Origin of the sequence: Verrucosispora sp. WMMD1129 (genome assembly GCF_029581255.1) — a bacterium.
GTDB lineage: Bacteria > Actinomycetota > Actinomycetes > Mycobacteriales > Micromonosporaceae > Micromonospora > Micromonospora sediminimaris.
Genome location: NZ_CP120741.1, coordinates 5,243,814 through 5,262,586, shown reverse-complemented (window position 1 = coordinate 5,262,586; position 18,773 = coordinate 5,243,814). Strand labels below are relative to the sequence as shown.

Below are 18,773 nucleotides of genomic sequence, written 5' to 3'. Positions count from 1 at the left end.
GCGGGGTCACCGGGTAACCGCCTCGTAGACGAAGTTGAGCAGCGCCTCGTCGCCGTCGCGCCGCCCGTAGGCCGCGGCGGCGGTACCCATCGCGTGCAGCCGCTGCGGATCGCGGATCAGCGGAATGACCGTACGTTCGAGCCAGTCCGGAGTCACCTCGGCGTCGTCGACGAGCAGGCCGCCACCGGCCTCGACCACCGGCAGTGCGTTACGCTTCTGCTCCTGGTTGCTGTGCGGGTAGGGCACGTAGATCGTCGGCAGCCCGATCGCGGCGACCTCGGCGCAGGTCATCGCCCCGCCCCGGCCGAGCATCAGGTCCGCCGCCGCGTACCCGGCGTCCATGTCGGACAGGTACGGCAGCGTCACGTACGGCACCGGCAGGTCCGTCGGGACCGACACCGGCTCGTTGCGGGCGCCGATCACGTGCAGCACCTGGACGCCGTTGCGGGCCAGTTCCTTCGCCGCCCCGGAGACCGCGAGGTTGATCGACCGGGCGCCCTGCGAGCCGCCGGCGACGAAGAGCACCGGCAGGTCGGGGCGGAGCCCGAAGTGGGCCCGCGCGGCGTTACGCATCGCCGCCCGGTCCAGCCCGGCGATGCTGCGGCGCAGCGGCACGCCGACCACCCGGGCGTCGCGCAGCGACTCCGCCTGCGCCGGCTGGTGCGGGAAACCGACGGCGACGTGCTTGGTGAACTTCATGCCCAACCGGTTCGCCACCCCCGGCGGCACGTTCACCTCGTGGATCACGATGGGCAGTTCCCGCCGCCAGGCGGCCAGATAGGCCGGCACCGAGACGTACCCGCCGAAGCCGACCACCACGTCGGCGCGTACCTCGTCGATGACCTTGCCGGCCGCGCGGGCCGCGGTCCACATCCGGCCCGGGGTACGGACCAGGTTCATGTTGATCGACCGGGGCAGTTGGTAGGCAGGGATGTTCCGCAGGTCGTAGCCGGCCGGCGGGATCAGCTCGTTCTCCAGGCCCTTCGGTGTGCCGAGGCAGGTTATCCGGACGCCGGGGTCGTGCCGGCGCAGGCAGTCGGCGAAGGCGAGCAACGGGTAGATGTGCCCCCCGGTGCCACCTCCTGCGAGCACCACCGAACGCAGCGGACCCATCAACGTCTCCTCTCGCTCGCCGACCCGCTGCGACCCCGGCTGTCCCGGGCGCCACGCGACGCGGCCTGGTCGTCCCTACGCCGCTTGCGTGCCTGGGGCACGGAGCCCCGGGCCGTCGACGGCGGCGCCGAGCGGCGCCGCCGGCCGGGAAGCGGCGGCAACGGTGCCCACACTAGTCGGACCCACCGGGCCGGTGGACGGGCATGCAGGGCCCGGGCCGCATCGGGTTCCGCGCGGGCGAACGAGGCCAGCATGCCGACCGCCGCGAGGGTGACCACCAGGGCGCTGCCGCCGTCGGAGATGAACGGCAGCGGTACGCCGGTCAGCGGCAACAGCCCGATGACGCCGCCGATGTTGATGAACGCCTGCCCGACGAGCCAGGCGGTGGCGCCCGCGGCGGCCAGTCGCCGGAACGGGTCGTCGACCCGACGGGCGATGCGCAGGCCGGTGTAGCCGAGCACGGCGAACAGGGTGACGATCACGGCGCAGCCGACCACCCCCAGCTCCTCGGCGATCACCGCGAAGATGAAGTCGTTCTCCGCGGCCGGCAGCCAGGCCCACTTGGTCCGCCCCTGGCCCAGCCCGGTGCCGAACCAGCCGCCGTTGGCGATGGCGTAGCGGGCCTGGACCATCTGGTAGCAGAGTTGCTCCTTGCATCCGTCCAGCGGCGGCGGGTTGAAGAAGACGGTGAGCCGGGCCAGCCGGTAGTTCTCCTCACCCCGTACGCCCGAACCGGCGCCGAGGGAGGCCACCGCCACCAGCAGGCCGATGCCGAGCAGCCCGATCGCGCTGAGCGCGGCGAAGACCCGCAGCCGCACCCCGGCCGCCCAGAGCAGCCCCACCACCAGGGCCAGCAGGCAGAGCATGCTGCCCAGGTCGTTGTAGCCGACCAGCACGAAGAGCAGCCCCACCACCGGGAACAACGGCGTGGCCAACTCCCGCCACCAACCCAGCGCCGCGCCCTTGCGGGCGAGCACGTGCGCACCCCACAGCACCAGCGCGAACTTCGCCAGCTCCGACGGTTGCAGGCTGACCTCGCCGACGTACAGCCAGAGCAGCTGGGCCTCCAGCGGGCCGATCTTCGCGTCGCCGTCGGTCAGCCGCCCGTACGCCACCAGCAGGTTCAGCACCACCAGCAGCCCCACCGCGACGGCCAGGGTCGGCCGGCCCAGGGCCCGGTAGGTGCGCGCCGGCAGGCGCTGGCAGGCCCAGAACGCCACGATGCCGATCACCGCGAAGATCGCCTGCTTGGTCAGCGACGCCGAGGCGTTGCCACCCAGGGCGTAGTCCCGCACGCTGGTGGCCGAGAAGACCATGGTCAGCCCGATCAGCAGCAGCAACCCGGCGCTGGCCAGCAGCAGGTGGTACGAGGCCAGCGGCCGGGACAGCAGGCCCCGCAGCGCGGCCAACGACCCCACCGCGTCCAACCCACGCCACGCCCCCTCGGCGTCGCCGCGTCCGGTCACCGCGGTCACCGACACCTCCGGACGCGCCGGGCTGCGGTCCACTGCCACGTCGTCTGCTCGCGCCTCCCCCACAGCGTCATCATCGCCGCTACCGGCACCCGACCGGGGCGGTACGGCCCGGTCGGCGTGTCGCACTTGCGCCAACCACCCTCCGCTGTCCCTCCAACACGCCACCCCAAGGCGTTGATCAAGAGGTTTGGGTCGGGATCCGTTACGGATCCCGACCCAAACCTCTTGATCAACGCTGCCCAGCGCGGTGGGTCAGCCCATGTTGGCCAGGAAGTCGCTGTAGAAGAGGCCGAGGGCGATGGCCACGCCGATGCCGGCGATGATCCAGAACCGGACCACGATGTTGACCTCGCTCCAGCCGGCCAACTCGAAGTGGTGCTGCAGCGGCGACATCCGGAAGACGCGCTTGCCGGTGGTCTTGAAGGAGATGATCTGGATCACCACCGACATCGTGATGATCACGAACAGACCACCGATGATCAGCAGGAGCAGGATCGTACGGGTCGACATCGCCATGCCGGCGATCAGGCCACCGAGGCCGAGCGCTCCGGTGTCGCCCATGAAGATCCGGGCTGGCGAGGTGTTCCACCACAGGAAGCCGACGCAGGCGCCGGCCGCTGCTCCGGCGATCAGCGCGATCTCCAAGGGGTCGCGGACGGTGTAGCAGTAGTTGTCCGGATTCGCGGTGTACGCCGGGTCGGCGCACCAGTGGCGGTACTGCCAGAACGCGATGACCGCGTACGCGCCGAGCACCATCACCGAGGCACCGGTGGCCAGCCCGTCGAGACCGTCGGTGAGGTTGACGCCGTTCGTCGCCGCCATCACCACGAAGATGAAGATGACCACCGCGCCGATTTTGGTGACGTCCAGCGCCGGGATGTCCCGGATGAAGCTGAGCGTGGTGCTGCCGACCGTCTCGGTGTTGGTCACCGCGCCGGTGGCGTCGGTCATGGTGGACGGGAACCAGAGCGCGACCACCCCGAACACCGCACCGACCAGGATCTGCCCGAGCAGCTTCCCGCGCGCGCTCAGGCCGCCACTGTGCCGCTTGCGCACCTTCAGGAAGTCGTCGATGAAGCCGACCGCCCCGCAGAAGACCATCAGCCCCAGCAGCACCAGCGCCGTGATGGTCGGCTCGACCTGGGCGATCTGCGCGTCGGGCAACGTGGTCAGGGCGAGGTGGCCGGCCACGTACGCGATGACCGTGGCCAGGATGAACACTACGCCGCCCATCGTCGGCGTGCCCTTCTTGCCCTGGTGCATCTGCGGGCCCTCGGCCCGGATGGGCTGGCCGGCCTTGAGCCGGGTGAAGACCCGGATCGCGATCGGGGTGCAGAACAGCGAGACGAGGAAGGCCACCCCGATGGCCACGATTACCGCCCTCACGCGGCGCCACCCCCGGCCGACGCCGACGTACCCGTACCGCCCCCGGCGGCCTCGACGCGCAGCGCGTCGGCCACCTCCCAGGTCCGGTACCGGGAGCCCTTCACCAGGACGACGTCGCCCGGCCGTAGCTCGCTGCGCAGCACCTCGACGGCCGCCGCCTGATCGGTGAGCAGCACCGACTCTCCTCCCCAGTCACCTACCGATGTCGCCCCGTGATGAATCGGCGCCGCCGCCTCGCCGACCACGAGCAACCGGTCCACACCCAGCTCGGCCGCGAGCCGGCCCACCTCGGCATGTCCCTGCGCCTCGAACTCGCCCAGCTCGGCCATGTAGCCGAGCACCGCGACGGTACGCCGTCCCGCGCCGATGCCGCCCAGCGCCCGCAGCGCCACCGCCGTCGACGCCGGGTTGGCGTTGTACGAGTCGTCGATCACGGTGATCCCGTCGGTGCGCTCGAAGACGTCCATCCGACGGGTGGAAACCAGCCCGAGCGCGCCCAGCGCGGTGGCCAGCTCGGCCAGCGGCATTCCCAGCTCCCGCGCCACGGCCGCCGCGGCCAGGCTGTTCCAGACCTGGTGGCGGCCGGTGAGCCCGAGCCGCACCGGCGCACTGCCCTCCGGCGTGACGAGGGTGTACGCGGGCCGTCCCCGCTCGTCAAGCGTCACGTCCACGGCCCGCACGTCGGCGTGCGCCGACTCGCCGTAGCGGATCACCCGGGCCACCGTACGGGCCGCCATGGCGTCGACAAGCGGATCGTCGGCGTTCAACACCGCCAGGCCGTCGGCCGGCAGCGCCTCGACCAGCTCACCCTTGGCCAGGGCGATGTTCTCCTGCGACCCGAACTCGCCGATGTGCGACACCCCGACGTTGAGCACCACGGAGATGCGCGGCGGCGCGACCTCACAGAGGTACCGCACATGGCCGATGCCCCGGGCGCCCTTCTCCATCACCAGGTAGCGGGTGGTCGGGCCGGCCTGCAACGCCGTGTACGGGTGCCCCAGCTCGTTGTTGAACGATCCGGGCGGCGCCACCGTCTCACCGAGCCGGGCGGTCAACTGGGCGATCAGGTCCTTGGTGGTGGTCTTGCCCGACGAGCCGGTCAGCCCGATCACGGTGAGCCCGGGCAGCCGGTCCACCACCGCACGGGCGAGCCGGCCCATCGCCGCCAACGGGTCGGCGACAACGATCATCGGCACCCCGGGCACCTCGCGGGTACCCAAGACAGCCACCGCGCCGGACGCCACCGCCGCAGCGGCGAAGTCGTGGCCGTCCACCTTCTCCCCGTCGAAGGCGACAAACAGCCCACCGGGGGTGACCTTGCGGGAGTCGAACTCCACGCTGCCGGTGACCTGCGCGGCGGGATCGGCGGCGACCAGCCGACCGTCGACCGCCGAGGCCACCTCCGCCAGGCTGAGCGTGATCACTGGCCCTCCAGATCCCCGAAGCGGCCCCGCAGCGCGTCGGCAAGCTCGGTCCGGTCGTCGAACGGGTACACCTCGCCGGCGATCTCCTGGCCCCGCTCGTGCCCCTTGCCGAGCAGGGCCACCACGTCACCCGGCGTCGCCAGCCGCACCGCCTCGTCGATCGCCGCCCGGCGACCACCGACCTCGATCACCTGGGCCGACACGCCGGCCCGGCGCGCACCGGCGAGCACCTCGGCGCGGATCACCGCCGGATCCTCGGTGCGGGGGTTGTCGTCGGTCACCACCACCACGTCGGCGCCGGCCGCGGCGGCGGCACCCATCGCCGGCCGCTTGGCCCGGTCCCGGTCACCACCGGCCCCGATGACGCAGATCAGCCGGCCGGTGCTGAGTTCCCGCAGCGCCGCCAGCGCGGCCACCACGGCGTCGGTCTTGTGCGCGTAGTCGACCACCCCGCGGACCCCGCCGGCCACGCCCACCGACTCCAGCCGCCCGGGTACGCCGCCGCAGGCGGCCACGCCCTCGGCGGCGGTAACCGGGTCGATCCCGGCAGCCACCAGGCTGGCGATGGCGAGCAGGGCGTTGGACACGTTGTGCCGGCCGGGCAACGCCACCCGGGCGGGCAGGGTCAGTCCGTTCGGGCCGTGCGCGGTGAACCGCTGCGCGTACCCCTCGCCGGTCTGCTCGTCGGCCCACCAGGTGGCGGCCCGGTCCCCGAGCGCGGAGAAGCTGACCGTGGCCGGCTTGAACAGCGCCTTCAGCGCCGGGTCGTCGTGGTTGAGCACCTCGACCGCGCACCGGCCGTCGAACAGCCGGGCCTTTGCCGCGAAGTAGTCCTCGGCGTCGGCGTGGAAGTCCAGGTGGTCGGAGCCGAAGTTGGTCCAGCCGCCGACGGCGAACCGCACCCCGCCGACCCGGCCCATCGCCAGGGCGTGGCTGGAGACCTCCATGACCACCGCGGTCACGCCACGCTCGCGAGCGGCGGCCAGCATGGCGTGCAGGTCGGTGGCCTCGGGCGTGGTCCGCACGCTGTCGATCACCAGATCACCGAGGCGGGTCTCCACGGTGCCGATCAGGCCGGTGGTGTGCCCGGCGGCGCGCAACCCCGACTCGACCAGGTAAGCGGTGGAGGTCTTGCCGGCGGTACCGGTCACCCCGATCACGGTCAGCCCGGCCGTGGGATCGCCGTAGACGGCCGAGGCGAGCGTGCCGAGCACCGCGCGGGGGTCGGCCGCCACCAGGGTCGGCAACCCGCTGTCGGCGGCCCGCTCGACGCCGGCCGGATCGGTGAGCATCGCGACCGCGCCGGCGCTCGCCGCTGCGGCGGCGAACTCCGCGCCGTGCCGTCGGGCGCCGGGCAGGGCCGCGTACAGATCACCGGGACGGACCTCGCCGCTGGCGTGGGTCACCCCGGTCACCACCGGGTCGGCACTTGTCGGGGACGCCACGGCGAGCCGGGCGGCCAGGTCACCGAGCCGGATCCCGGTCACGGAACGGGGACGAGGATTGCCGCGCACGGCGTCAGACCCTACCCGGTCGCTCGGTCCGGGCCGCACGGCGCGCCTGAATCTCCGTCTGATGAAGTCGAACCGCAGGTGGTGGCTACGGGAAGACGGTGAACGTCGGCGCCGGCTCGGTCGACGGCGGTACCCGGTGATGACGCAGGGTGAAGGTCATCATGTCCTGGAAGGCCGGTGCCGAGATCTGGCCACCACCACCGCTCGGGCTGTGCACGAAGACCGCGATCACGTAGCGCGGATTCTCCGCCGGGGCCATCCCGATGAACGAGGCGACCTCGCCGGGCTGCTTCTTGCCGTCGACCAGTCGCCAGCCGGTGCCGGTCTTGCCGGCGACCCGGTAACCGGGGACGGCGGCGGCCAGCCCGGTGGCGTCGTCGACAGTGGTGACCGCTTCCATGATCGTACGCAGGGCGGCGGCGTTGTCCGGACTGAGCACCTGCCGGGTCTCCGGCGCCGGCGCGGGGGTCCGTTTCCCGTTCGGCGCGATGGTCTCCTTCAGCAGGTGCGGCTGGATGTACGTGCCGTCGTTGGCGATGGCGGCGTAGGCGGCGGCCATCTGCAACGGGGTGGCGTCCACGCTGTGCCCGATCGGCACCGACCCGTACGACGAGTCGCTCCACTCCTCCACGGGCAGCAGCCGCCCGCTCGCCTCGCCGGGCATCCCGACCTCGGTCGGCTTGCCCAGGCCGAACCGCCGCTGGTAGTCGAGCAGGCGTTCCGCGCCGAGCTTGTCGGCGATCTGGATGGTGCCGACGTTCGAGGAGTACGCCATCATGCCGGCGACGCTCATCCGCCGCCCGTTCGCCTGGTGGGTGTCGCGGAACCAGGTGTCGCCCTTGCGGATGGCGTTGGCCACCGGGAACGAGGTGTCCGGGGTGATGACGCCTTCCTGAAGGGCGGCGCCGAACGTGATCGGCTTGTGCACCGAGCCGGGGTCGACGATGAAGCTGGTGGCCGCGTCCTCCCGGTCGGTCGGCTCACTCGGGAAGGGCTTCGCCGCGTTGTAGGTGGGGTGGCTGGCCTGGGCCAGCACCTCACCGGTACGCGCGTCCAGCACCACGGCGGCGCCGGTGCTGCCCTGCACCTGTTGCATCCGGTCGCTGAGGATGCGCTGCACCATGTACTGCAGGTCGCGGTCGATGGTGAGCACCACCGAACTGCCCGGCTTGGCCTTCGTGGTGCTGCTGTAGCCGCCGGGGATGGGAGCGGCCAGGTCGCCGAGGCCGACCTCGAAGACCCGCTGGCCGTCCTCGCCGTGCAGCAGGTCGTCGAAGCGCGCCTCCAGACCCTCCAGCCCGACCATGTCGGGGCTGGTGAAGCCGATCAGGTTGGCCGCGAGATCCCCGCCGGGCACCTCGCGCCGCTCGTCGCGGTGCGTGGCGATGCCGGGCAGCTTGAGCGCCATGATCTCCTTGGCGCGGTCGATGTCCACCCCCCGGGCGAGGTACTCGAACTGCGAGTCGACGCCGTTGATCCGCTTGCGGGGCTTCATCTTCTCGGCCAGTTCGGAGGCCGGGATGCCCAGCAGCGGGGAGAGCGCCCGGGCGGTCGCCGCGATGTCGACGATCCGGGTCGGGTCGGCGTAGACGTACCGGGCCTCGACGCTGTGCGCCAGGGCGGCCTCGCCGGAGCGGTCGAAGATGGCGCCCCGCGGCGCGGGCAGTTGCACGGTCCGGGTGCGGTCGGCGAGCCCGCCGTCGGCGTACGCCGGTGTGTCGACGGTCTGGAGCACGACCAGCCGCACCCCGACGGCGACGAAGAGGGCCAGGGTCAGCGCGGTACCCAGTCGCAGCCGACGTCCCGGGTCGGCCAGCCGGGGCGGTCGGGGCCGCTTGCGTGCCGGCCGGCGCGGCGGCGTGCGGTCCCCGTGACGCGGCTCCCGGGTGGCCACCCGCCGCCGAGGGGCGGTGACCGGGGGCTCGTCGCGCGGGGTGCGGTCGGTGACCGTACGGGTCACCGTGGCACGTGCGGCGCCACCGTCCCGGCGGCCCGGGCGGCCGGCCGCCCGGCCGGCGGCGCCCCGGCCACCGTCGAGCACCTGTAGCGCCGGGCGGAACGGGTCCTGCGACCGGTTGCTGCGCGGGGTACGCCGCTGCTCCGCGCGTCCGGTGCCGGCAGCCGCGCCGCCCTCGCGCACGGTGCGGCCCCGGGGCGTGTAGGCGCGGGCGTCGGAGATGCCGCCGAGGCCCGGATCCGCGTCCCGCTCCGCCGTCGCGCGGGGCGGCGTACCCCGCTGCCCGCCGCCACGCGACGAACCGCGCCGGGAGCCTTCGGCGTCCCGGCGCGGTTCCTCCGACCTCGGTGGCACGGCCTACCCCTGCCCGCCCTGCTGGCTGGCGATGGAGAGCTTCCCACCGGCCGGCTGCGGCACCCCGATCACCTTGCCGTCCGGCAGCCGGATGTACGCCGGCTCACCCGACTCGACCAGCCCCAGCTTGCGGGCCTGGGCGGCGAGGTTGCCCGGCGACTCGGACTCGGCGATCTGCTTCTTCAGCTGCTGCTGCTCCACGTCGAGCTTGGCCTGCTGCTGCTGCAACTCGTCCAGCCGGAAGGCGTTCTCGTTGATCTTCGTGTTGACCGCCAGGATGCCCAGCACCCCGCCGACGACCAGCACCACCACCAGCGCGGCGAACGGTGCCCGCGGCACCCGCACCGGCGGCGGCGGGGCGACCCGCAGCCGCGGCGACTCCGACCGCTCGGCCGCGACGGCGACCCGCTCCACCGGACGCAGCGCCGCGCTGCCCTGGGTCGGGAACTCGCGCGCCCCCCGGGCGCGAGTCTCCGCCGACCGGTTCACCCGGTCCGTCCGCCGAGCACCGTCGCCCGCTCCCCGGGTCCGCTCCGCCGCGATCCGGCCCCCCGACCGCGGTGCGCGCTGCCCGGCGCCGGCGATGTCCCGACGCTTGTCTACGTTCATGTCCCCTCCCCCTCTTCGTCCGTGGTGTCCCCCGGCGCCCGCCGCGGATCCGGACCGGATTCCGTGGTGGACCCCGTCCCCGGTTGGTGCATCGCCTTGACCCGGCGGCGGTACCGTTCGCGGTCGGTACGCCCCCGTTGCCGTGCCTGCGGGTCGATCCGCTCCGCGGCCCGCAGGCGCACCGAAGCGGCCCGCGGATTCGCGGTGACCTCCACCTCCCCAGGCAGTTCCGCGCCCCGGCTGAGCAGCCGGAACGTCGGCTCTGACCCGGGCAGTTCGACCGGGAGGTCGATCGGGCCCGTGCTGCGGACCCGATCGGCGAGCGCCTGCTTGGTGAGCCTGTCCTCCAGCGAGTGGTAGGACAGCACCACCAGGCGACCGCCGACGGCGAGCCGGTCCAGAGCGGCCGGGAGCGCTGTCTCCAGCGCTGCCAGTTCTCTGTTTACCTCGATCCGTAAAGCCTGAAACGTTCTCTTTGCCGGGTGTCCCCCGGTCCGTCGGGCTGGTGCCGGAATCGACTCCCGGACCAGCTCGGCCAGCCGCGCCGACGAGGTGATCCGGCCGCGTTCCCGCTCCCGGATGATCGCCGAGGCGATCCGGCCGGCGAACTTCTCCTCGCCGTACACCCGCAGCACCCGGGCCAGGTCCGGGTGCGGGTAGGTGTTGACCACCTCCTCGGCGGTCACCCCCCGGGTCTGGTCCATCCGCATGTCCAACGGCGCGTCCTGCGCGTACGCGAACCCGCGGTCGGGCGCGTCGAGCTGCAACGACGAGACACCGAGATCGAACAGGACCCCGTCCACGGACGGATATCCCAGCCGGTCGAGTACCTCGGGCAGTTCGTCGTAGACGGCGTGCTCCAGATGGACGCGGTCGGCGAACCGGGCCAGCCGGACCCTGGCGTGGGCCAGCGCCTCGGTGTCCCGGTCCAGGCCCACCAGCACCGTCTCCGGATGGGCCTGAAGCACCGCCTCGGCGTGGCCGGCCAGACCCAACGTCGCGTCGACGTGCACGGTGCGGCCACCCCGGCCCAGCGCGGGGGCCAGCAGCTCGAGACACCGCTCGAGCAGCACCGGCACGTGCGTGCCGCGTAGCTCCCCCATGTCGACCCCCACTGGTTGAACCGGTTGTGTATCCGCGCCCTGTTCGTCGGACGACGCCGTGCCGTCGTACCGCCAGATCCCCATCCGCTCTCCGCCCGCCCGTCGGGCCGCAGGCCCGGAGGGTCGGATCGTGCGCCTGGCACCGGGGAAGGGATGCCAGGAACTCGAAAGCGGCTGGAGATCTCGCAGTACGTCGGGCGTCGCCACGCCCTACAGACCGCCGGGCAGCACCCCTTCCTCGATGTCGGCGAAGTCGTCTTCGCTCTCGGCGAGGTAGGTCTCCCAGGCGACCCTGTCCCAGATCTCCACCCGGGTGCTCGCACCGATGACCACCAGGTCCCGGTCGAGCCCCGCGTATGTACGTAGGTGCGGCGGAATGGTCACCCGACCCTGCTTGTCCGGCACCTCGTCGTGCGCGCTGGCGAAGAACACACGGCTGTAGGCCCGGGCCGCCTTGTGTGTCATCGGCTGCGCACGCAACTGCTCCGCGATCTGCTGGAACTCCGGCGTCGGGAAGACGTAGAGGCAGCGCTCCTGCCCTTTGGTGATCACGACACCCCCCGCCAGCTCATCCCGGAACTTGGCCGGAAGGATCAACCGGCCTTTGTCGTCCAGGCGCGGAGTGTGGGTGCCGAGAAACATCGGCCCAACCCCCTCGCCCTTTGAGCGGCGTTCGCGCGCCGCTGACCCCCCGGGCCGGTGGGCCCCTCCCGGCCCCACCAATGCGCCCCACTCTACTCCACTTCCCTCCACTCGCAACCAGATTCGACCGCGTGGCGCGCCGCGCGTCGCCACAAAAGCGCACGTCAGGCGGGGTGGAGCGGAGTGGAGGGCCCGGCGGCCCCGCAGGGCGGGTCCGCTTTCCGACATAGATCGACTCCGTCCGGCCGAGGGTCATCCGACCGGCCGCCGGCAGAGCCGAGCCGAACGGATCGCCGTCGGTGCCGATCTCGCGGGTCCGCTGGTCCGGTAACCTCGCTCGGGTGACGGACGCGAAGATGCCCCTGCGGGCGAAGGTGGCCAGCTCCGTGTCACGGACCGCCGCGGCGTTGTCCCGGGCGGCGGGCCGGGGCGACGGCTCGGTGATCGGTGGTTGGCTCGGCCTGAAGATCGACCCCGAACTGCTCGCCCACCTCTCCGCCGGCCGGGCCATCGCGCTGATCTCCGGGACCAACGGGAAGACCACCACCACGCGGCTCGCCGCCGCGGCCGTCGGGGTGCTCGGTCGGGTCGCCACCAACTCGTTCGGCGCCAACATGCCCACCGGACACACCTCCGCGCTGGCCAAGGCCGGCAGCACGCCGTACGCGGTGCTGGAGGTCGACGAGCACTACCTCGCCCAGGTGATCGAGGCAACCGACCCGCACGTGGTGGCGCTGCTCAACCTCTCCCGTGACCAGCTGGACCGGGCCAAGGAGGTCGCCATGATGGCGCAGCTCTGGCGCGCGGCGCTGGCCCGGCATCCGGACATCCGCGTGGTCGCCAACGCCGACGACCCGATGGTGGTCTGGGCGGCCACCCCGCCGGCCTCCCACGACCAGCGGATCACCCCGCCGCACGTCACCTGGTTCTCCGCCGGGCAGCGCTGGCACGACGACTCCTGGGTCTGCCCCGAGTGCGGCTCCACCATCCAGCGCTCCGGCGAGCAGTGGTGGTGCACCGGCTGCCCGCTACGCCGGCCGGAGCCGCAGTGGACCGTGGACGACGAGGGCGTCGTCGACCCGACCGGCGCCTGGTACAAGGTCAAGCTCCAGCTACCCGGCAAGGTCAACGTCGGCAACGCGGCCACCGCCCTCGCGGTCGCCGCCGAATTCGGCGTACGCCCCTTCGACGCGGTGCCCCGCCTCGGTGACGTGACCTCGGTGGCCGGACGCTACGCCCAGGTGGTCCGGGAGGGTCGCACCGTGCGACTGCTGCTGGCCAAGAACCCGGCCAGCTGGCTGGAGGCGTTCGACATGGCGGACGAGGCGCCGACGCTGCTGTCCATCAACGCGCGGGACCCCGACGGGCTGGACACCTCCTGGCTCTTCGACGTCGACTTCGCTCCGCTGCGCGGACGCCTGGTGCTCATCACCGGCGACCGGGCGTACGACCTGGCCGTGCGGCTGGAGATCAACGACGTGCCCTTCCAGTACGTACGCACCTTCGACGAAGCCGTCCGGGCGGTACCTCCGGGTCGGCTGGAGGTCATCGCGAACTACACCGCGTTCCAGGACATCCGAGCGGAGTTGGACCGTGTCAACTGAGACCCTGCGCATCGTCTGGATCTATCCGGACCTGCTGTCCACCTACGGCGACCGGGGCAACGCTCTGATCCTGGCCCGCCGGGCCCAGCAGCGCGGGTTCCCGGTCGAGGTGCTGGAGGTCCGCTCCGACCAGCGGCTGCCCACCACGGCCGACATCTACCTCATCGGTGGCGGTGAGGACGGCCCCCAGGCGCTCGGCGCGCAACGACTGCTCGCCGACGGTGGCCTGCACCGGGCGGTGGCCCAGGGCTCGGTGGTCTTCGGTGTCTGCGCCGGCTACCAGTTGCTGGGCACCTCGTTCTTTGCCAAGGGCACCCAGTACCAGGGCCTTGAACTGCTCGACCTATCCTCGGACCGGGGTCCCAGCCGGGCCGTCGGCGAGTTGGCCGGCGACATCGACGCCCGCCTCGGCCTGCCGCCGCTGACCGGGTTCGAGAACCACGGCGGTCGCACCCACCTCGGCCCCGGGGTCTCCCCGCTGGCCCGGGTCACCGCCGGGGTCGGCAACGACGGCGCCACCGAGGGTGCCTGGCGGGGCAAGCTGCTCGGCACGTACTCGCACGGCCCCGCGCTGGCCCGCAATCCGGCCCTGGCCGACCTGCTGCTGCGCTGGGCGACCGGCGCGCAGCACCTGCCCCCGCTCGACGACACCTGGGCCGACCGGCTGCGGGCCGAACGCCGGACCGCGGTGGCCACCGCCCGGGCATGATCCGCAAGCTGCGGAGACGACTCCTGCGGGCGAGCCGGTCGGGTGCCCCTGCGGCCGGCCCTCCGCAGCCCGACAGCCCACTGGTCGGCCCTCCGCCCGTCGGGTGGCGCCGTCTGCTGGTCGCCGCGACGCCGTCGGTCACCCGGTTCGCGCTGCTGCTGCTCCTGCTCGCTGTCTTCGGGGCGACGCTGTTGCTGGTGCCGCACCCCGAGCCGACGGCGCTGCCGGACCTGGCCGACCGGATGGGACGGCTCGCCCCGGTGGCCGGTGTGCTCGGCGGGGCACTGCTGCTGGTGGCGCTGGTCCCCCGCACGTTCATCACCCTCGCCGCAGGTGCCATCTTCGGTGCCCTGGAAGGTGCCGCGTACGCGCTCGGCGCCGCGCTGCTGGCGGCGGCGATCGGCTTCACCGTGGGGCGGGTGCTGGGCCGGGAGTTCGTCGCCGAACGCGTCCGGGGCCGGCTGGCCCGCCTCGACCGCTGGTTCGCCCGGCAGAGCGTCCTCGGCGTGGTCACCGTACGGCTGCTGCCGATCTCCGGTTTCGGTCTGGTCAGCTACGGCTACGGCACCACCGGCGCGCGGGTGCTGCCGTTCCTCGTCGGCAGCGTGATCGCCTCCGCGCCGACCGCGTTCGGCTACGCGGCGGTCGGCGCAGCCGTGACCAGCCCCGGCGAGATCAACTGGTTCGCCGCCGCCCCGGCCTCGCTGGGCTTCATCGCCAGCGCCGTACTGCTCGCCCGCTGGTGGCGCGCCGAACGCCGCCTCCGCCGCTGACCGACTTCCCCACCCGCCCGAACCCAGCGAGACCGCGCAACTTCGGGGAAAGTGCTGGTTCCGAGGCGGTCGAGGCAGCACTTCCCCCGAAGTTGCACATGCGGGGCATGCGGGCGCGCGGTGGGTGGGGGTGGTGGGGTGGGTCAGGGGGATACGGTGACCAGGCCGGCTTCGTAGGCGGCGATGACCAGGTGCACCCGGTCGCGGGCGCCGAGCTTGCTGAAGAGTCGGGCCACGTGCGCCTTTGCGGTGGCCGTACTGATCACCAGCTCGGCGGCGATCTCGGCGTTGGACAGGCCCCGTCCCACGAGGGTGAGCACCTCGCGCTCCCGATCGGTCACCCCGGCCAGCGACCGTGGCGTCGCAGCCGCCGGCCGGCGACTGAACTCGGCGATCAGTCGCCGGGTCACACCTGGTGCGATGAGCGCGTCCCCCGCCGCTACCACCCGGATCGCGCCGAGGATGTCCTCCAACGCCATGTCCTTGACGAGAAAGCCGCTCGCGCCGGCCCGCAGCGCGGCGTGCACGTGTTCGTCGTCGTCGAACGTGGTGAGCACCAGCACCCGGGCAGGACCGCCGGAGTCGGTGATCGTCCGCGTCGCCTGGATGCCGTCGGTCCCCGGCATCCGCAGGTCCATCAGCACCACGTCGGGCAACACCTCACGAGTCAGGCGTACGGCTTCGGCGCCGGTGCCAGCCTCGCCGACCACTGCCATGTCCGGCACGTCGGCGATCAGCACGCGCAGCCCGGCCCGCACCAGCGGCTGGTCGTCGACGAGCAGCACCCGGATGGTCACCGCTCCGCCACCTCCTCAGGACGACCGCCGGCCCCGCCACCACCATCCGGACGACGACCGTCGGAACTGGCACCATCCGGACCGTCGCCGACCCGGCCGCCACCAGCCGGACGGCCACCGACGGCACCAGCACCACCCGGACAGCCACCGGCCGGGACTGCGCTCTGCGGCGACACCGGCAGCCAGGCTGTCACCCGGAAGCCTCCCTCGGACCGTGGTCCGGCCCGGAACCGACCGCCGACGGCCATGACCCGCTCGCGCATGCCGATCAAGCCGTGCCCCTCGACGCCGATCGGACCGCCCCGGCCGTCGTCGACGATTTCCACCATGACCGCGTGGTCGCCGCGCTCGACGACGACCCGGCACGCGTCCACCCCGGCGTGGCGGACCACGTTGGTGAGCGCCTCCTGGACGATGCGGAACGCGGCGAGGTCGATCTCGGCCGGGACCGGCCCGTCGCCGGTTGTGCATAACTCGACCCGGACTCCGGCATCACCCGTCGCGGCAATCAGCCGCTCCAGGTCCACCAGTCCGGGCGCCGGCTCCAGCGGCGCCGGATCCCCGTCGCCGCGGCGCAGCGTGCCGAGGGTACGCCGCAGCCCGGCCAGGGTGTCCCGGCTGGCCGCCTCGATGGTGGCGAGCGCGGCGCGGGCCTGGGCCGGTTGGGTGTCGATCACCCGTGCCCCGACCCCGGCCTGGATGGCGATGACGCCGATGCTGTGCGCGACCATGTCGTGCAGTTCCCGGGCGATGCGCAGCCGCTCGGCGGTGACCGCCTCGGCGGCGGCGTGCCCGCGCATCGCGGCCGCGTAGCTCCGCCGTGCCCGCACCGAGTTGCCGGCGATCCAGGCTGTCGCGACCGCCAGCACGGTCAGCGCTGCCTGGTCCACCGGCTCGACTCCGAGGTTCACGAAGGCGGCGAGCACCTGTGTCACCAGCACCGCCCCGGCGGCCGGCACCGACACCCGACGGGAGCGGTTCGCGGCAACGACGGCGAGCGCCGCGTCGACGGCGAGGAACTGGAGGTTGAAGATGTCGCCGAGGTACCCGGGATCCCAGCCGTGCACGGTCGCGGCGCACAGCGTCGCTCCGGCGAGCATCAGGCCGAGCGCGGTCAGCGGGCGGCACCGCAGCAGGCCCGCCGGCAGCGCCACGATGAGCACCGGCACCAGGTAGCGCACCGGCAGCCACCAGCCCACCACGCCGACCCCGTCGCCGCTGTTCGCCACGGCCGGCGCCAGCGCCCAGAGCACCGGCAGCAGGGCGACCCCGGCCCACACCAAAACCGCCCGCACCACCGGCACGGTGGCACGCGGCCGGATCAGGGCGGTGACGTCCACCGGCACACGGTATCCAGCGCCGCGCCGCGCCGGCATCGGCCCGGGGGCGTACGCCCGCAGGCCACCATCCAGGCGCCCGGTACGGCCGGCGGGTCGACGCGGCAGTGCCCGGCGCCCGGCATCGTGCACGGCATGATCGAACTTGATGGCCTGACCCGGCGGTACGGCCGCACCACCGCCGTCGACGGTCTGACCCTGACCGTCCGACCCGGCCGGGTGACCGGCTTCCTCGGCCCGAACGGCGCCGGCAAGTCCACCACCCTGCGCATGGTGCTCGGGCTGACCACGCCGACCAGCGGCACCGTCACGGTGGCTGGCGTCCGGTTCCGGGACCTTGCCCGGGGGCTACGGCACGCCGGCGCGCTGCTCGACGCCGGGGACGTGCACGCCGGGCGCAGCGCACGGGCGCACCTGACGGCCCTCGCCCGCGGCAACGGCATCGGCTCCCGGCGGGCCGACGAGGTCCTGGGACGGGTCGGCCTCGACGATGCCGCCAACCGCCGGGTCGGCCGATTCTCGCTCGGCATGCGGCAACGCCTCGGTATCGCCGCCGCGTTGCTGGGCGACCCGCCCGTGCTGATGTTCGACGAGCCGTTCAACGGCCTCGACCCGGAAGGGGTGCGCTGGGTGCGCGAACTGTTCCGACGGCTCGCCGCCGAGGGTCGTACCGTCTTCGTCTCCAGTCACCTGATGGGCGAGGTCGAGCACTGCGCCGACCATCTCGTCGTCATCGGCCGGGGCCGGTTGATCGCCGACGAGTCCCTGAACGACTTCGCCGCCCGCGCCGGCCGGGCCGAGGTCGTCCTGCGTACCCCCGAACCGGCCGCCCTGACCTCGGCTCTGGTGGACGTCGGCGCGGACGTGCGGCCGGCTGCGGATGGCGCGCTCGCCGTCAGCGGGGTGGACGCGGAACGGATCGGCGACCTGGCCCTCGGCCTGCGGATCCCGCTGCACCAGTTGACCACCCGCACCGCCTCATTGGAGGAGGCCTTCATGGCACTCACCGCCGCCGACGTCGAGTACGCCGCCGGGGAGACCCGATGACCACCGCGACCCGACCCGCCACGCGCACCAGCCCGACCCACCCGGCCCGCTACCGCGACCTGCTCGCCGCCGAGTGGATCAAACTCTGGTCGCTCCGCTCCACCTGGGCGGCGTTCGCCCTGATCCTGCTCGCCATGGTCGGCCTCGCCGGCCACGCCGCGCTGGCCACCCACGCGGGCTGGCCGGACTGGTCGGCCGAGCAGCGGGCGCTGCGTTCCCCGCTCTGGGACGCCTTTCCCACCGAGGCGCAGATGTTCGTCGTCCTCGCGGCCAGTGGTGTCGGCGCGGTCGCAATCGGCGGTGAGTACGCCTCCGGGCTGATGCGCACCACGTTCGCGGCCGTCCCCCGACGCTACGCGGTGGCCGCCGCCAAGTTGACCGTGCTGACCGGCGTGCTGACCGTGCTGGGGGCGCTGGGCACGGCGGCGGCGTTCGTGGTGTCGCAGGCGATCCTCGCCGACGTCGACGCGAACATGTCCATCGGCGATCCCGGCGCGCTGCGCGGCATCGCCGCCTCCGCCCTGCTGGTGCCGCTCTGCGCGCTCGTCGGTATGGCCCTCGCCGCGCTGATCCGGCACACCGCACCCGCGATCGTCACCGCCGCGACCGTGCTGCTCCTGCTGCCCACCGCCGTCGACGAGGACGAACGCTGGAGCGCACTGCTCCGGCACGCCATGCTGGTGCCCGCGTGGCAGCGGCTCAGGGACCCGAACGGCCCCCCGCCGTGGCTGACCGACATCCACCCCGCCACCGTCTCCGGCGCCTGGACCACCTACACCGCCTGGGCCGCCCTGACCGCCCTGATCACCGCGCTGGCCCTGACCCACCGCACCCCCTGAAACACCCACCCCACCCAACGTTGATCATGAGGTTGACGGCGGTAGTCGATCTTCAAACTGCCGCCACCTCATGATCAACGCGGATGGAAT

The 18,773-nt window shown here is 72.9% G+C and carries 16 protein-coding genes; 5 read left to right on the top strand and 11 right to left on the bottom strand.

The window, feature by feature from the left end; all coding sequences use genetic code 11:
- Positions 1–6: 6 nt before the first annotated feature.
- From murG to mraZ, 9 genes are all read right to left on the bottom strand, one after another.
- Positions 7–1,113 (bottom strand): undecaprenyldiphospho-muramoylpentapeptide beta-N-acetylglucosaminyltransferase, encoded by a 1,107-nt coding sequence (gene murG, locus O7624_RS24580; RefSeq protein ID WP_093401146.1) that lies wholly within the window; start codon positions 1,111–1,113, stop codon positions 7–9.
- Positions 1,113–2,522 carry a putative peptidoglycan glycosyltransferase FtsW gene (locus tag O7624_RS24575; protein WP_093401552.1) on the bottom strand — a complete coding sequence of 470 codons (1,410 nt, stop codon included), beginning with the start codon at positions 2,520–2,522 and terminating at the stop codon, positions 1,113–1,115. The genes murG and O7624_RS24575 overlap by 1 nt, the downstream gene beginning before the upstream one ends.
- A gap of 318 nt (positions 2,523–2,840) precedes the next feature.
- The gene (gene mraY / locus O7624_RS24570) at positions 2,841–3,974 is read right to left on the bottom strand and encodes a phospho-N-acetylmuramoyl-pentapeptide-transferase (RefSeq protein ID WP_282237428.1); all 1,134 of its coding nucleotides are present in this window, start codon (positions 3,972–3,974) and stop codon (positions 2,841–2,843) included.
- The gene (gene murF / locus O7624_RS24565) at positions 3,971–5,398 is read right to left on the bottom strand and encodes a UDP-N-acetylmuramoyl-tripeptide--D-alanyl-D-alanine ligase (RefSeq protein WP_282237427.1); all 1,428 of its coding nucleotides are present in this window, start codon (positions 5,396–5,398) and stop codon (positions 3,971–3,973) included. Before murF ends, mraY begins: the two co-directional genes overlap by 4 nt.
- Entirely contained in the window at positions 5,395–6,885 is a 1,491-nt protein-coding gene (locus tag O7624_RS24560) for a UDP-N-acetylmuramoyl-L-alanyl-D-glutamate--2,6-diaminopimelate ligase (RefSeq protein WP_282240746.1), read from the bottom strand. The genes murF and O7624_RS24560 overlap by 4 nt, the downstream gene beginning before the upstream one ends.
- 112 nt (positions 6,886–6,997) lie before the next feature.
- Positions 6,998–9,223, bottom strand: coding sequence for a penicillin-binding protein 2 (locus O7624_RS24555; RefSeq protein WP_282237426.1), 2,226 nt, complete (start codon positions 9,221–9,223; stop codon positions 6,998–7,000).
- Positions 9,224–9,226: 3 nt separating this feature from the next.
- Positions 9,227–9,832 carry a septum formation initiator family protein gene (locus tag O7624_RS24550; RefSeq protein ID WP_093401151.1) on the bottom strand — a complete coding sequence of 202 codons (606 nt, stop codon included), beginning with the start codon at positions 9,830–9,832 and terminating at the stop codon, positions 9,227–9,229.
- The gene (rsmH, locus tag O7624_RS24545; protein WP_093401553.1) at positions 9,829–10,935 is read right to left on the bottom strand and encodes a 16S rRNA (cytosine(1402)-N(4))-methyltransferase RsmH; all 1,107 of its coding nucleotides are present in this window, start codon (positions 10,933–10,935) and stop codon (positions 9,829–9,831) included. Before rsmH ends, O7624_RS24550 begins: the two co-directional genes overlap by 4 nt.
- 210 nt (positions 10,936–11,145) lie before the next feature.
- Positions 11,146–11,577, bottom strand: coding sequence for a division/cell wall cluster transcriptional repressor MraZ (mraZ, locus tag O7624_RS24540; protein ID WP_282237425.1), 432 nt, complete (start codon positions 11,575–11,577; stop codon positions 11,146–11,148).
- 356 nt (positions 11,578–11,933) lie between these two features.
- Between mraZ and O7624_RS24535 the strand changes: the two genes are divergently transcribed.
- The 3 genes from O7624_RS24535 to O7624_RS24525 are packed head-to-tail and all read left to right on the top strand — an operon-like array spanning position 11,934 to position 14,663.
- Positions 11,934–13,181: a MurT ligase domain-containing protein gene (locus O7624_RS24535; RefSeq protein WP_093401554.1), complete on the top strand. Its 1,248-nt coding sequence runs from the start codon at positions 11,934–11,936 to the stop codon at positions 13,179–13,181.
- Positions 13,171–13,890: a glutamine amidotransferase gene (locus O7624_RS24530; protein WP_093401153.1), complete on the top strand. Its 720-nt coding sequence runs from the start codon at positions 13,171–13,173 to the stop codon at positions 13,888–13,890. The genes O7624_RS24535 and O7624_RS24530 overlap by 11 nt, the downstream gene beginning before the upstream one ends.
- Complete coding sequence (locus tag O7624_RS24525) at positions 13,887–14,663, top strand: VTT domain-containing protein (RefSeq protein ID WP_282237424.1); 777 nt, start codon at positions 13,887–13,889, stop codon at positions 14,661–14,663. The genes O7624_RS24530 and O7624_RS24525 overlap by 4 nt, the downstream gene beginning before the upstream one ends.
- A gap of 143 nt (positions 14,664–14,806) precedes the next feature.
- On the opposite strand, the gene O7624_RS24520 is transcribed toward O7624_RS24525, so the two are convergent.
- Both O7624_RS24520 and O7624_RS24515 read right to left on the bottom strand, forming a co-directional pair.
- Positions 14,807–15,460, bottom strand: a complete 654-nt coding sequence (locus tag O7624_RS24520; protein WP_282237423.1) for a response regulator transcription factor — start codon at positions 15,458–15,460, stop codon at positions 14,807–14,809.
- Entirely contained in the window at positions 15,457–16,800 is a 1,344-nt protein-coding gene (locus tag O7624_RS24515; protein WP_282237422.1) for a sensor histidine kinase, read from the bottom strand. Before O7624_RS24515 ends, O7624_RS24520 begins: the two co-directional genes overlap by 4 nt.
- A gap of 132 nt (positions 16,801–16,932) precedes the next feature.
- On the opposite strand from O7624_RS24515, the gene O7624_RS24510 reads away from it, so the two are divergent.
- Both O7624_RS24510 and O7624_RS24505 read left to right on the top strand, forming a co-directional pair.
- Entirely contained in the window at positions 16,933–17,844 is a 912-nt protein-coding gene (locus O7624_RS24510; RefSeq protein ID WP_282237421.1) for an ATP-binding cassette domain-containing protein, read from the top strand.
- Positions 17,841–18,683 (top strand): ABC transporter permease, encoded by an 843-nt coding sequence (locus tag O7624_RS24505; protein ID WP_282237420.1) that lies wholly within the window; start codon positions 17,841–17,843, stop codon positions 18,681–18,683. Before O7624_RS24510 ends, O7624_RS24505 begins: the two co-directional genes overlap by 4 nt.
- The last annotated feature ends 90 nt before the right edge of the window (positions 18,684–18,773 follow it).